This window comes from Morganella sp. GD04133, from assembly GCF_029835375.1.
In the GTDB taxonomy this organism is placed as follows: Bacteria; Pseudomonadota; Gammaproteobacteria; order Enterobacterales; family Enterobacteriaceae; genus Morganella; species Morganella morganii_B.
In genome coordinates this window covers 1-14,866 of record NZ_JAODZS010000011.1, presented here as the reverse complement: position 1 = coordinate 14,866, position 14,866 = coordinate 1, and the positions used below count along the sequence as shown (strand labels likewise).

At 49.7% G+C, this 14,866-nt stretch carries 10 protein-coding genes; 6 read left to right on the top strand and 4 right to left on the bottom strand.

Features of this window, described 5'->3' with window-relative positions:
• Window positions 1-144: 144 nt before the first annotated feature.
• The 3 genes from N7387_RS06690 to N7387_RS06680 form a co-directional block, all read right to left on the bottom strand.
• Window positions 145-1,344: an ROK family protein gene (locus N7387_RS06690; RefSeq protein WP_279797893.1), complete on the bottom strand. Its 1,200-nt coding sequence runs from the start codon at window positions 1,342-1,344 to the stop codon at window positions 145-147.
• Between the two features lie 98 nt (window positions 1,345-1,442).
• A complete protein-coding gene (locus tag N7387_RS06685) occupies window positions 1,443-2,207 on the bottom strand; it encodes an N-acetylmuramoyl-L-alanine amidase-like domain-containing protein (protein ID WP_279797892.1) in 765 nt (254 codons plus the stop codon).
• Between the two features lie 26 nt (window positions 2,208-2,233).
• Window positions 2,234-3,136: a LysR family transcriptional regulator gene (locus tag N7387_RS06680; RefSeq protein ID WP_274369578.1), complete on the bottom strand. Its 903-nt coding sequence runs from the start codon at window positions 3,134-3,136 to the stop codon at window positions 2,234-2,236.
• A gap of 106 nt (window positions 3,137-3,242) precedes the next feature.
• Here N7387_RS06680 and N7387_RS06675 point away from each other — a divergent pair, with 106 nt between their 5' ends.
• Window positions 3,243-4,496 carry an MFS transporter gene (locus N7387_RS06675; protein WP_262882490.1) on the top strand — a complete coding sequence of 418 codons (1,254 nt, stop codon included), beginning with the start codon at window positions 3,243-3,245 and terminating at the stop codon, window positions 4,494-4,496.
• 1,230 nt (window positions 4,497-5,726) lie between these two features.
• Window positions 5,727-6,650, top strand: a complete 924-nt coding sequence (tus, locus tag N7387_RS06670; protein WP_279797891.1) for a DNA replication terminus site-binding protein — start codon at window positions 5,727-5,729, stop codon at window positions 6,648-6,650.
• Between the two features lie 45 nt (window positions 6,651-6,695).
• Here the strand turns inward: tus and fumC are convergent, their stop codons facing one another.
• Window positions 6,696-8,090, bottom strand: coding sequence for a class II fumarate hydratase (fumC, locus tag N7387_RS06665; RefSeq protein ID WP_262860542.1), 1,395 nt, complete (start codon window positions 8,088-8,090; stop codon window positions 6,696-6,698).
• A gap of 173 nt (window positions 8,091-8,263) precedes the next feature.
• Here fumC and manA point away from each other — a divergent pair, with 173 nt between their 5' ends.
• The 4 genes from manA to N7387_RS06645 form a co-directional block, all read left to right on the top strand.
• Window positions 8,264-9,439 carry a mannose-6-phosphate isomerase gene (gene manA / locus N7387_RS06660; RefSeq protein WP_262860541.1) on the top strand — a complete coding sequence of 392 codons (1,176 nt, stop codon included), beginning with the start codon at window positions 8,264-8,266 and terminating at the stop codon, window positions 9,437-9,439.
• Between the two features lie 107 nt (window positions 9,440-9,546).
• Window positions 9,547-11,154 (top strand): YdgA family protein, encoded by a 1,608-nt coding sequence (locus N7387_RS06655; RefSeq protein WP_279797890.1) that lies wholly within the window; start codon window positions 9,547-9,549, stop codon window positions 11,152-11,154.
• A gap of 77 nt (window positions 11,155-11,231) precedes the next feature.
• Window positions 11,232-12,239, top strand: a complete 1,008-nt coding sequence (add, locus tag N7387_RS06650) for an adenosine deaminase (protein ID WP_279797889.1) — start codon at window positions 11,232-11,234, stop codon at window positions 12,237-12,239.
• Window positions 12,240-12,405: 166 nt separating this feature from the next.
• A partial coding sequence (locus N7387_RS06645; protein ID WP_279797888.1) for an RHS repeat protein occupies window positions 12,406-14,866 on the top strand: 2,461 nt, incomplete at its 3' end.

Genomic DNA, 14,866 nt, shown 5'->3' with positions numbered 1-14,866 from the left:
ATCAAAATTGATAACAGAAGCAGTGTAAGACATCCGGTTTATATCAGGCTTGCGCCAGCGCAATTTTTTGCGAAAATCCTGTTTTGATAAACAAATCCCTGCCATTTATTTGTTTTATGTCAAAGATGAACACTACAGAATTACTTAACCATCCATCAGTCTGATAAGAAGTGAACCGTTATACAGTGCCTCTTTGATTAATGCCGCACCGGGCAATGTACCGCAATTAGTAAATTCACATGAAGTCATTGTCAGTTCCCGGCTGAATGCCGGTAAGGCACGCTGCGTAATCCGGGCGCGGATGGCGGGAAACAGAACAGACGATGCCGGGTTTAAGGGGGAACCAATCAGGATAATATCCGGATTAAAGATATTGACCATCACGGCAGCAATATCCCCGATATGCTGTCCCACCTGTTCTATCAGCCCGCAGGCTGCCGTATTACCATCCAGTGCAGCACGGCACAGCATCTCTGCGGTCAGCGGTTGTCCCTCTGCCGTATCCAGGAACCGGGCAGCCGTTTCCAGCACATGATGCAGACCAATCTCAGTTTCCAGACAGCCGTGATTACCGCAGTAGCAAGGTTTGCCCTGCGGGTTTATCTGTGTATGACCGATTTCTGCCGTGCTGTGACTGCCGGCATGCAGCAGTGCACCATCGGTAATAACAGCGGCACCGACATTTTCATCAATCACCAGCTGGATAATATTCCTGCACTCTTTCGCCGCACCAAAAAAATATTCCGCCAGAGACCAGGCGGAAATACCGTGCTGGAGGAACACCGGCATCCCGGTATGCTGATAAAGAATCTCCGCCAGCGGTAAATCAGTCAGCTGATAATACGGGGAGTGACGGATAATGCCGTTTGCAGGATCAACGATGGCATCGGTGGTGATGGCAATGGCAGTCAGCCGTTCCGTTATCCGGTGGTTACGGGAAAAGAAAGTATCGACCTGTGTCAGAAACAGTGTGACGAAGTCCCGGCTATCAGCCTGAAATGCAATAATATCTTCAGCCAATAATTTACCGCTCAGTTCCCGCAGCGCAAAAACCAGCTCACCCCGGTTAATACGGATACACAAAAAATGCCAGCCTTCACAATCCGTTTTCAGCCCCACTGCCGGACGACCGCGAAAGCCTAATCCCGGAAACTCGGTTTCCCGGACGAGGTGTGCATCCATCAGTTCACGGGTGATTTTGGTGATACTCGCCGGTGCCAGCTGTGCTTTTTTAGAGAGTGAAATGCGGGAAATGGGCCCTTCACGGTCAATATAACGGTACACAACCCCAATATTGGTTTGTTTTATATGGTCAATATGTCCGGGCTGTGCTGAAGGTTTCACCAATAATAATCCTGTGCAGATGATGCTAAGATGTTAATTATCCGACTAAATACACGCTTAGTAAGCGACTTCACACAAAACTGTGAAATGATTCACAGTCAGGGAGTAAAAGCGGAACGATAAACCACAATTCCGGTTTTATTGTGCAGATATTTCTGCAATGGTGAATCAATGACCCGTTGCTCATTCCGCTTTGATGACGCATTACGTAAAAACAGTCCGTCCCGGGTACGGATAATGACCCCGGCATGAGAGACATCCAGGCCCGGAAGGTCAGAATAGATACCGATATAATCGCCGGTCTGTAATTGTGAAAGCACCGCAGGTGTCAGCACAGATACCGGCAGCCAGGCAATATCCCGCGACATGACCGGGAGATCAGCAATATAACGTGCACCATTTTTTTTCTGATTCAGCATCTTATGTGTCACCCGGTAATCCGGCGAAAGCTGCCGGGTAATATCCTGCGCCACAGGCTGCGGTTCACTGACCCAATCCGACAAAAAATGACGGCGCTGATAATAATTTACCTCCCCGTTTTTATACCGGATATGCATCAGTCTGTTACGGAAATCCTGTTTCTGCGGACTGCGTTTCAGTGCTTCGGTGTAATCGAGAAACGTGAAGCAATCGAGGGCGTTCAGGTCAGCCACCAGAATTTCCGGCGATCCGGGAGAGCCGATCAGCTGACCGGCGCGGTAAGGTACTCCCAGGAACTGCCCGGTCAGCGCAGTAATATCGTCAATTTTACGTGAGCCATCCGGCTGATAGAAATGGCTGAGCGAGACCACTGCACCTGCGGTACTTGTATGTAAAAAAAACAAAAATGCGGTAATGGCAAAAAAAGGGTATCGCCGGAACATCCGAACTCCTGACAATCAGATTCCGCTCAGCGGAACACATTATTTTTCAGCATTGCAATCAGCCGCTGGCCGGCCGGAGAGAGCGTATTGTGCTTATGATACACCAGCCAGACCTCAGAAAAGGCCTGATTTTCAGCTAAATGAATGTAACGGACACCATCCACTTTCATACGGGTAAACGATTCCGTTACCAGTGAAACACCTAACCCGGCAGAAACCAGCCCCAGAATAGTCATGGCTTCCCCCGCCTCCTGGGCGATAACCGGCGAGACACCCGCTTTTTTCAGCAGATTGATAATCTCATCATACAGCGCCGTTCCCACATCCCGCTCAAAGAAAACCAATGGTACGCCAGTGAGCATCTCCAGGGAAATACCCGTTTTGAGGTATTTCATCAGCGGATGATCATCATAGATCGCCAGCATAAATCGTTCTTTAAACAGCAATTCGTGAACCAGATTATCCGGTAGTTGCGTGTTGCGCATGACGCCGAAGTCAATCCGGCCGCTCAGCAGCGGATTAATCTGTTGTTTGGTATTCATCTGATGCATGTGAATAGCCACATCCGGGTATATTTCGCGGTACTGGCGAAATGTCGCCGTAATGTGACGCATAAACGGGGTCGTGGACGTAAATCCGACAGACACCTCCCCCAGCTCCCCGCGATCCATTCTGGCTGCCTTCTCAACCGCTGCCTCAACCTGTGTGCGGATTTGGTAAGCTTCACGCAGAAACATTTCGCCCGCCGGGGTCAGGCTGACATTGCGGTTGTTCCGTGCCAGTAACTTAGCCGGAATTGCATTCTCAAGTGCCCGAATCTGCTGACTGAGCGGAGGCTGGGAGATATTAAGACGCTCCGCCGCCCGCCCGAAATGCAGCTCTTCAGCAACCGCGATAAAATAACGCAGATGGCGGAATTCGATCATTATTCCCTCATTAAGTCGTAAAACATATCAAACAAGAGTATTAATATATTAGACAAAATACTACTATCTTTTTATGCTCACCATTATGATCCAATGCTGAGATAAGTGTATGACAGACGAGAATAAACTGATAACAGACAACCGTGTGACCTCACCGGTGGCAGATAATCAGGTAAAACAGCACTATATCCAGCGCGACGACAAACTGTATCTGCGTGTCACCCTCTCTTTCTTTATGGTCGGGCTGGCGACATTTGCCCTGCTCTATTTTGTACAGCCGATCCTGCCGTTGTTATCAGACGATTTTTCGGTATCACCGGCACAGGCCAGTTTGTCTCTTTCTCTGGCGACCGGATTTATGGCAGTCGGGCTGCTGATCACCGGCCCGTTATCGGATGCGGTCGGCCGCAAAAATGTCATGGTGATATCCCTGACCTGCGCGGCCATTTTTACCCTGCTCAGTGCGTTCACCACCAGCTGGGCGGGGATCCTGGTTGTCCGTTCCCTGGTCGGCTTATCACTCAGCGGTGTTGCCGCCGTGGCCATGACCTACCTGAGTGAGGAAATCCATCCCAGTTATGTTGCCCTGTCGATGGGGTTATATATCAGCGGTAACTCTATCGGCGGCATGAGCGGACGCCTGATTACCGGCGTTATTGCAGATTATGCCAGCTGGCGGATTGCCGTTCTGGTACTGGGGACATTTTCCCTGTTCGGTGCTTTTTTATTCTGGCGGTTACTTCCGCCGTCACGTCATTTCCGGGCCAGTTCGCTAAAACCGAAGAGTCTGTGGAAATACCTGATTCTGCATTGCCGGGATGACGGGCTGCCGTGGCTGTTTGCCATCGGTTTTATCATTATGGGCAGCTTTGTCACACTGTTTAACTATATCGGCTACCGGCTGATGGAACCGCCGTATCACTTCAGCCAGGCGGTTGTCGGTATGTTGTCAATCGTTTATTTGTCAGGAACTTACAGCGCCTCAAAAGCCGGTGTACTGACACGGAAATACGGCTACGGCAGAGTACTGATTGGCGCTGTCACATTAATGCTGACAGGTATTCTCATTACTCTGGGCAGTTCACTGGCAGCGGTTCTGATCGGCATGCTGGTGCTGACCACCGGGTTCTTTGCTGCGCATTCGGTCACCAGCAGCTGGGTCGGACGCCGGGCACGGCGTGCCAGAGCTCAGGCATCCTCACTGTATCTGTTTTGCTATTACGGCGGTTCCAGTATTGCCGGGACATTGGGTGGCGTTTTCTGGTCTTACTGGCACTGGGATGGTATCGGCTGGTTTATTGCCGCTATGCTGGCAACCGGTGTGCTGATTGCCCTGTATCTGAATAAGCATGCACACTCATGATACATAACCAGTATAGTCAGGTAATTAATAGTGATGTCATATAAAATACCTCATCGGGTTGATTGCCGGATAATATGTAATTCCGTATCCTACCTCTGTTACGCAAAAATCTATATTTCTGCGGCATCGGCCGCCTGTCGGGTCAGCAGAAAATCAGGGTGAATGATTGATCGCGTAACAAGCACCATTAGTATTAACGTCTTCATATTTATAATCTTTCGTACTATCTTATTTTTAGGTCTTAACATTCATCACCACCATTGACATCTTTGGTGGTGATTTTTTATTTATCACATGAACTATATCTTTCTGATTAAAGTAAAAAATCAATAATCACTTTTTTATTTTTATGGAATGTAAAATACCTCATAAGGTTAATTTCATTATCGTATAAGCATGTCTACAGTTATAAATGCTCCACATATTCCTTTTCCCATAAAACAGAAAATCGAGGTTCATATGCTTACTCTGATATTAAGCTCTGCCCTGATGATGTCCCCTCCGGCACCTGCTCATGAATGGCTGGCACCACCACACGTTGCTGTTTGTTACGACCAGGTTACCTCGCCACCACCACAACCAAGAGACGAAGCTCCGTTTCAATAAAAGATATCGGGTTTTCCCCCCTGACCAACACGACACTCTATGCTGGAATGGGATCAGACAGCCACTGAACAGAGATTATTATGCTCACACTTTTATTAACAGGCACCTTGTTTTTTTCTTCCGCAGAATCATTTGAGTCCTGCGATATCGTTGCACCTGAATATTGCTCCACCGACTGGTGGAATTAAATAATCATATAACATAATGAGGCACTTTTATGCTGACACTTATTTTAAGCAGTTCATTAATGGTTCACAGTTATTTCCCTAACCCTAAAAGTGATGAGCCAAAACCGGATGTCTGGGAACCAAAATCAGCGCAGTATATTTATGATTCATGCCCCAAAGATAAACCCTATTGTCACATGCTGTGATAACAATGGACAATATTACTGTCCATCCTGAACAAACGTTGTTTATCCATTTATTTCACACGGTACAAATAAACAGGGTTGTTCATATAAAAACTCACTGAGTATTTGCCATTAACCCACGTTTATGTGGGTTAATGTGCTTACCATCGCCCCTTTTCTTCCATGGAAAGCAAAAATTTGCTTGTACAGAGCACGTTGCTGAATTAATCTGGTATAAACATTATTGTATGTTGTAACTAAAATGGTGATGAATGCGATATGATGCAATAATTTCTCTTACCGACTGCTTTAATCAGCTGGAATCGGCGCTGAGTGCATTATGCAATGCTATCCGGCAGCATCCTTCCCCTGCGGCTGAGGTTTATCAGTTACCTGAAATACTAAAAGGTGAGGAAACCAACACCGTCAACACCATTTCCGTTATTCCGATCAGTGGTGAAGAGGCTGTTTCGCTGGCGCTGTCTCACTATCAGCGTTTGTTTATCTTCGATAATGATCAGGAAATCAGCAGTAAATCTGCCATCCGGTTACCTGGTGTACTACTGATTACACTCTCCCCCGCGCAACGAAAAATAATGCAGCAACAACTTGATGAGGTTAACCGGCTGAAACAACAACTGGCTGCAATCGTGACAGAAACCTCCGGTGTGGATAAAACACAGCGTTTTGAATTCGTACACAACCAGATAAAAGGATTGATTACACTCAATGCCTACCGGCAGATCCAGTCGGTCACCTCCCCTTCTTCAGTCCGGTTTGGCTGGGCCAATAAACACATTATTCAGAGGATGGATCGCGATACATTATTATCTCAGCTGGAAGAGCAATATCAGAATCCGCGCGCTATTCAGTCACTGACACGCGAAGAGCGGCGGATTTATCTGGCGAAAGAGATATCCGCCTTAAAACAAGTGCCGGAAGACGCCATACTGAAAATCAAGCGACCGGTAAAAGTACAGCCGATCGCCAGGGTCTGGTACAGTGAGGCACAAAAGCAAGTGCAGTATGCCTGCGCATCACCGCTGATTGTGTTTTGTGATGAAAATGAGGAAAAACCGGTAACGGGAATATTGCCGGATTATGATGCGGAAAACATTAAAATCCGTCACAGGCCGAAAGCAAAGAAATTAATTCCTGTGATACCTCGACTGCATTTATACATGGAAGTGATGTAAAAACGGAGCCATCAGCGGCTCCGTTATGACTATCCTGACTGCCTATTACTTCATGCTGCCGACCATGTCTTCCGGACGTACCCACGCATCAAATTCAGCGTCAGTCAGATAACCTAACTTCATGGCAGAGGCTTTCAGGGTCAGGCCTTCTTTATGCGCTTTTTTCGCAATTTCGGCGGCTTTGTCGTAACCGATATGCGTATTCAGCGCCGTAACCAGCATCAGCGATTCATTCAGCAGTTGACTGATCCGCTCGCGGTTCGGCTCGATACCGACTGCACAGTGCTCATTAAAGCTGCGCATACCATCAGCCAGCAGGCGGACAGATTGCAGGAAGTTATGGATCACCATCGGACGGAACACGTTCAGTTCAAAGTTACCCGATGCCCCGCCGATATTAACTGCCACATCATTACCCATTACCTGAGCACACAGCATTGTCATGGCTTCGCATTGTGTCGGGTTCACTTTACCCGGCATGATAGAGCTGCCCGGTTCGTTTTCCGGAATCGCAATTTCACCGATACCACAGCGCGGACCGGATGCCAGCCAGCGGACATCATTAGCGATTTTCATCAGTGAGGCTGCCAGCCCTTTCAGTGCGCCATGGGCATGAACCAGTGCATCACAGGTAGCCAGCGCTTCAAATTTATTCGGTGCCGTCACAAACGGCTGACCGGAGAGTTCAGCAATTTTCTTCGCCACACGCACGGCATATTCCGGATGCGTATTGAGACCGGTACCGACCGCGGTGCCACCCAGTGCCAGCTCGCTCAGATGTGGCAGGCTGTTTTCCAGATGTTTCAGGTTATATTGCAGCATTGCCGCCCAGCCGGAAATTTCCTGGCCCAGTGTCAGCGGTGTCGCATCCTGTAAGTGAGTACGACCGATTTTCACGATATCGCGGTAAGCTTCCGCTTTCGCGGCCAGAACACGGTGCAGGGATTTCAGTTCAGGGATCAGCTGTGTGCTGACCGCGATCACTGCTGCAACATGCATTGCTGTCGGGAACACATCGTTAGAGCTCTGGCTTTTGTTGACATCATCATTCGGGTGCACGATACGTTCGCCGCCGCGCTGCCCGCCGAGAATTTCACTGGCGCGGTTTGCCAGCACCTCATTCATATTCATATTACTTTGTGTGCCGGATCCGGTTTGCCAGATTGCCAGCGGAAACTCTTCAGGATGTTTACCGGCAAGCACTTCATCCGCTGCGGCAATCACCGCATCTGCCCGCTCTTTCGCCAGCAGCCCCAGATCACAGTTGACAGCTGCTGCCGCTTTTTTTGTTATGGCCAGCGCAGCAATCAGATCCGCAGGCATTTTTTCAACTGAAATACGAAAATGCTCTAAAGAGCGCTGGGTCTGAGCGCCCCATAATTTGTCCGCAGGAACATCGATAGGGCCCATTGAGTCTTTTTCAATACGCGTGGCTGCCATTAGTCTCTCCTTAGCACACAAAATAAAATGGATTTAAAATCCCGAAAGTTACAGATAGACTCTGAAAACAGGCCTATCTTGCCATACTTTCATTTCCGATTATGCGATCCGGGCGGAGTTATTGCTTTATTGTTACTATCTTATTGTTAACTGTTTAAAAAGAGAGCGTTGCTATGTTAAAAATGCAGAATCAGGTGCAATTCTATGACTGGGGAAGCCATACCGCGATGACAGAAATGTACGGTTACCCTAATCCTGACAAGCAGCCGATGGCGGAATTGTGGATGGGAGCGCATCCGAAAGCCAGTTCGGTGGTGACAGACTCCTGCGGCAACTCCTGCTCTTTATATGATTTTATTGCCGGTGATCCGCAGTCAGCGCTGGGGGATGAGATTAACCGCCGTTTTCACCGGCTGCCGTTTTTGTTTAAAGTGCTGAGTGCTGCTCAGCCCCTGTCGGTACAGGTTCATCCGGATAAAGCTGCCGCAGAGGCCGGATTTGCCCGCGAAAACGATGCCGGGATCCCGCTGGATTCTCCGGTTCGCAATTATAAGGATGATAATCATAAGCCGGAGCTGGTTTATGCCCTCACCCCGTTCCGTGCAATGAATGCGTTCCGCCCGCTGGCGGACATTGCCGGGCTGCTCAGTGAGGTCGCACCGGCACATCCCGCCATCGGACGTTTTATTGCCTCGCCGTCAGAGGAAAATTTATCGGTTCTGTTTACCCGCCTGCTCTCCATGAGCGGAGACACCAAAGAGCGGGCAATCGCTGTGCTGAAATCCGCACTGAACAGCCGTCAGGGTGAACCGTGGGATACCCTCCGTAAGATGACAGAATTTTATCCTGACGATAATGGCCTGTTCACACCCCTGCTGCTCAACGTCGTTGAGTTAAAACCCGGTGAAGCAATGTTCCTGTATGCCCGCACACCGCATGCGTATCTTGAAGGAACCGCGCTGGAAGTGATGGCTAACTCGGATAATGTGCTGCGTGCCGGTCTGACACAAAAACATATTGATGTCGGTGAATTGCTGAATAACCTTGATTTTATACCGAAACACGCAAAAAGTTTATTTATGCAGCCTGAACATATTAACAACACTGAAATTTTCCCGATCCCGGTTGATGATTTTTCTTTTTCAGTGATGAAATTGCATAATCAGGAAATGATTCTTGAGAACAACAGTGCTAATATTCTTTTTTGTGTGGAAGGTCATGCAGTTATCACTACAGAAACAGAACAATTAAGAGTTATCTCAGGTGAATCTGTTTTTCTTTCTGCTATAGAAAGAAAGTTTAAAATAGATGGTGAAGGAATCATTGCCCGCGTTTATAATGCTGTGTAAGTAACTTCTCTCATTTTCTCCGGGCAGTTAACCGTTTAACTGCCCGTTAATTTTGATACCGTGCGAAAACCTGCAAAATAAATCGCATATAAAGGATGGATTTCTCTATGAAAAAGTCGTTAGTTGCTGTTGGCGTTATTGTTGCGTTAGGCGCCGCATGGGGTGTGGCTTCATGGCAAACCGGTAAGGAAATTGAAGCAAACCTTGATGAGTATATCGCCAAAGCGAACAAAGCAATCAAGGATAAATACCCTGATATTCCTGTTACGCTGACTGCCAAAGATTTTTCACGCGGTATTTTCAGTTCTGATGTCAAACTGATCATCAAAGAAACGAAAAAAAGCGGTGATACTGGCGGCGAAGAAGAAGAACTGGTGATCCTCAATACCATCGATCACGGCCCGTTCCCGTTATCTCAGTTCAAGAGCCTGGTCTTCTCGCCAAATCTGGCGTCAGTCCACTCTGAGCTGGAAAATAATAAACTCACCAAACGAGGCTTTGATATCACCGGCGGCAAATCCCCTGTTACAACGGATACCCGTATCAGCTACGACCAGAATTTCGATATTGATCTTGCTGTCAGCAAAATCAACTATAAGGAAGACGGTGAAGATCTGGCATTCTCCGGTGCGGATGTGAACGTCAAATTCGATAAAGAATTCAAAAATGTCAAAGGTAAAGGCAGCAGCAATGAACTGACTTACCGTAAAGGCGATCGCGAAAGCATCGTGATGAAAGGTCTGTCTTTTGACAGCGATGTTGCCAAATCCGGTGACAGCTACTTCTATCTGGGTGACCAGAATCTGAGCCTGAAAGAGTTAGCGGTTGTTAAGTACAGCGATACCGTTTCTCTGAAAGACCTGAAACTAAACGGCACATCCGGCAGCAAAGATAACAAACTGACTGCAGATATTGATTACAGCCTGGGTTCAATGAGCTACCGTGATGCTAATCTCGGTGCTATCAGCCTGAAGGGTTCTCTGAAAGATCTGGATGCCACTTCCGCAAATACACTGATGGCATCCCTGGAAGAGTACACCAAGCTGTCTGAATCTATGTACACCGAAGATTTCGACGATGCGAAGATGGAAGCACTGGATGAAAAAATGAAATCCAATGCACTGAGTCTGTTCAAATACAGTCCGTCATTCGCTATCGCACCTCTGAGCTGGAAAAACAGCGGCGGTGAATCAAAAGTTAACCTGAACATGACCTTCAATGCACTGAATGAAGAGAGCTTTAAAGCGCTGGAACACGCAGGCAGCTTTGATAAAGTTCTGCCGGTTCTGGTGAAAGAATTCGGTTTCAATATGGATCTGTCCAAACCGATGCTGGCCGATCTCGTTGCATCTGCCATGCAGTCACAGGGTATGGACGCGAAAGAAGCCAAAGAACAGAGTGAGCAGGGTGTTACTCAGATGGCCAGCATGGGTGCCATGATGGAAGTCGTGAAAGTGACCGATAAAGCAATCACCATGGATCTGAAATACAGCAACAACAACATCGATTTCAACGGTAAGAAATATACCGTTGCAGAATTCCTGGAAAAATATGACCAGTACGGCGTACTGAGTGATGACAGCAGTGACGACGAAAGTTACGAGGAAGAAACAATCGAAATGGATCCTAACGGTGACGCAGTGACGTTCGGTGAAGAAGCAGTGACTTTCGGTGAAGAGCCGGCTGCTGATACTGCGGCACCTGCTGCGCAGTAATTTCACACTGTTATTATCTGTTGATCAGACAAAAGCCAGTCGTCAGACTGGCTTTTTATCATCTGAGGAATACTGCAATGATTAACCGTTCACTCCCCCTGACCGACCTGCACCGCCATCTCGATGGTAATATCCGCCTGTCCACCATTTTGGATCTTGCCCGTCAGCACAACCTGCCGCTGCCCGCTTATGAAACCGAAGCACTACGCCCGTATGTACAGGTGATGAGCAATGAACCGGACCTGGTGCAGTTTCTGAGCAAACTGGACTGGGGTGTTTCCGTGCTGGCCGACCTTGATGCCTGCCGCCGTGTTGCTGCCGAAAACGTGCAGGATGCCGCCAGCGCCGGGCTGGATTACGCAGAACTGCGCTTTTCCCCTTATTATATGGCAATGAAACACCATCTGCCTGTTGAAGGCGTGGTAGAAGCCGTACTGGATGGTATCGCATCCGAAGTCCGTAACAGCCCGGTACGGATTAATATGATTGGTATTCTGAGCCGCACATTCGGCACTGACGCCTGCCATCAGGAGCTGAATGCCCTGCTCGTTCATCATGAGCATATTGTGGCGCTGGATATTGCCGGTGACGAATCCGGTTATCCGGGCGATTTATTTACCGATCACTTCCGCAAAGCCCGTGATGTGAACTGGGCTATTACCGCCCATGCAGGGGAAGCTGCCGGTGCTGCCAGCATCTGGCAGGCGATCCGCGATCTGGGTGCACAGCGTATCGGTCACGGCGTGATGGCGATTGAAGACCCGGCGCTGATGGATTATCTGGCTGAACACCGCATCGGGATGGAGTCCTGCCTGACCTCCAATATTCAGACCAGCACCGTACCGTCACTGGCTGCACACCCGCTGAAACAATTCCTGGCGCACGGCATTGCCGCTACCATCAATACTGATGACCCGGCAGTTGAAGGTATTGAAATTGCCCATGAGTACAATGTTGCTGCACCGGCTGCTGGTCTGACCCGCGCGGAAATTGAGCAGGCGCAAATCAACGGGCTGGAAATTGCCTTTTTATCTGCGGAAGAAAAAGCGGCACTGAGAGACAGGGCAGCTAAACGCGGTCAGTAAGCGCCGGCCTGCCAAACAGCGTCTATTTAATAAAGCGGAATCCCCCCGGAAGCCGGATATTGACCCCGGAGGGGGCCCCACCCGCAGCTTTCCCACACGTTCCCCTGATTGGTGTATACTTTTCTTTGCAGCCTCAATGGCTGCTTAACCTAAACAGGAGAATACCATGAACACATCATTGTTCAGTAAGACCCCGGCGGTCACGGTTCTCAACAATCGTGGTCTGACCATTCTCAACGTTGCGTACCACCGCCACCCTGAGTCACCGGATGTCACCACGGAACTCATCACCCGCCACCAGTACGATACCCGGGGCTTTCTGACGCAGAGCGCCGACCCGCGCCTGGCCGGGGCCGGGCTGGCGAACTTCACGTACCGGACAGATCTGCGCGGAAACGTCCTGCGTACACAGGGAGCAGACAACGGTACCACCGTCAGCCTGAACGATGTTGCCGGACGCCCCTTTATGGCAGTCAGTAACATCGGTACCGCAGGCAACGGTACGGATGACCGGCATCAGGCCGTAACCCGCACCTGGCAGTATGAAGATGCCTCCCGGGCCGGGCGTCCGTTAAGCATTACCGAGCAGGTAAACGGCGGAGCCGCCCGCATCACGGAGCGTTTCGTCTATGCCGGTAATACAGATGCAGAGAAGGCGCTGAACCTCGCCGGTCAGCTTGTCAGTCACTACGATACCGCCGGACTGGTGCAGACCGACAGCATTGCCCTGACCGGCGTGCCACTCTCCGTCACCCGGCGGCTGCTGAAGAATGCGGACAATGCTGACACGGTGGCTGACTGGCAGGGAGAAAATGCAGCGGCCTGGAACAGCCTGCTGGACAGTGACGCCCTTATCACCCGGACCACCGCAGACACCACCGGCTCCGTGCTGACCACCACCGACGCACAGGGCAATATGCAGCGGATGGCGTACGATGTGGCAGGCCTGCTATCGGGCAGTTGGCTGACACTGAAGGGGAGTTCTGAAAAGGTTATCGTCGCTTCCCTGGCATACTCGGCCGCCGGACAGAAACTGCGTGAAGAGCACGGCAACGGCGTGATAACCACATACTCGTACGAACCGGAAACGCAACGCCTGAACGGCATTAAAACGGAACGCCCGGCCGGCCATGCCGCCGGACTGAAGATACTGCAGGATCTGCGCTATGAATATGACCCTGTGGGTAACGTTCTGAAAGTCACCAATGACGCCGAAGAAACCCGTTTCTGGCGCAATCAGAAAGTGGTGCCGGAGAACATATACGCCTACGACAGCCTGTACCAGCTGATCAGCGCCACCGAGCGTGAAATGGCAAATGCCGGTCAGCAGGGCTGCGGATTACCACCGCTGACCGCGCCCCTCCCCGCAGACAGCAGCGCTTACACAAACTATACCCGCACATATACCTACGACACCGCCGGTAATCTGACGCAGATAAGCCACCGCGCACCGGCGACAAACAACAACTACACAACAAAAATCACCATAAGCAACCGAAGCAACCGGGGCGTACTGAGCACCCTGACGGAAAATCCGGCAGCTGTGGATGCGCTGTTCACCACAGGCGGCCAGCAGAAACAACTGCTGCCGGGACAAAACCTGACCTGGACACCGCGCAACAAGCTGCTGAAGGTGACACCGATCGTGCGGAGCGGAGACGCAGATGACAGCGAAATCTACCGCTATGATGCGGGCAGCCTGCGCATCCTGAAAGTCAGCAGGCAGAAAACCGGCGGCAGTATGCAGACGCAACGGGTGCAATATCTGCCGGGTCTGGAGCTGCGCACGACAAAAACCGGCGATACACAAACAGAGAGCCTGCAGGTAATTATCGCGGGTGACACGGGGCAGATACGCCTTCTGCACCGGGAGAATGGCGATGACCAGATGCGCTGGAGCTACGATAACCTGATCGGCAGCAGCGGTCTGGAGCTGGACGGTGAGGGAAATATTATCAGTATGGAGGAGTACTACCCGTACGGCGGCACCGCCGTGTGGACTGCCCGCAGCGTCGCGGAAGCGAAGTACAAAACCGTGCGCTACTCAGGCAGGGAGCGGGATGCCACCGGACTGTACTACTATGGTTATCGGTACTACCAGCCGTGGGCCGGAAGATGGCTGAGTGCGGATCCTGCGGGAATAATGGACGGACTGAATCTGTTCAGAATGGTACGAAATAATCCTCTGCGATTTTTTGATACCAACGGACTGGCACCCAGTGATGACAAATCTCAGCAGGCGCTCGGCAGACCTTATATTAAAGAAGCTAAAAATTTAGCGGCGGAACAATTATCAGCTGCTGAGAAATTTTTGAATAATGCATCTAATAATGACGTTGCGTTAGATATCTATAAGACATTTTTCGGGCAGCATATGGGAGAAGAAAAACTGGGTATATGGAAGACACAAATAAAAAATGTGTCAGAAGGAATAAACAAACTGGATACGAAAAGAAATGTCCGGTATTCACCGCTGAAGATAACCGCATCCGGAGAGAAATCAGAGACGGTGGCAGCCGAAGCCAATATGCAGGCATTTCAGCGCGGGGAAAAAATTTACATAGATGCTTATACTGGTGTACTGGATAAAGTCAAAAAAAATGAATCACTGGGTGTTGATTATTTAG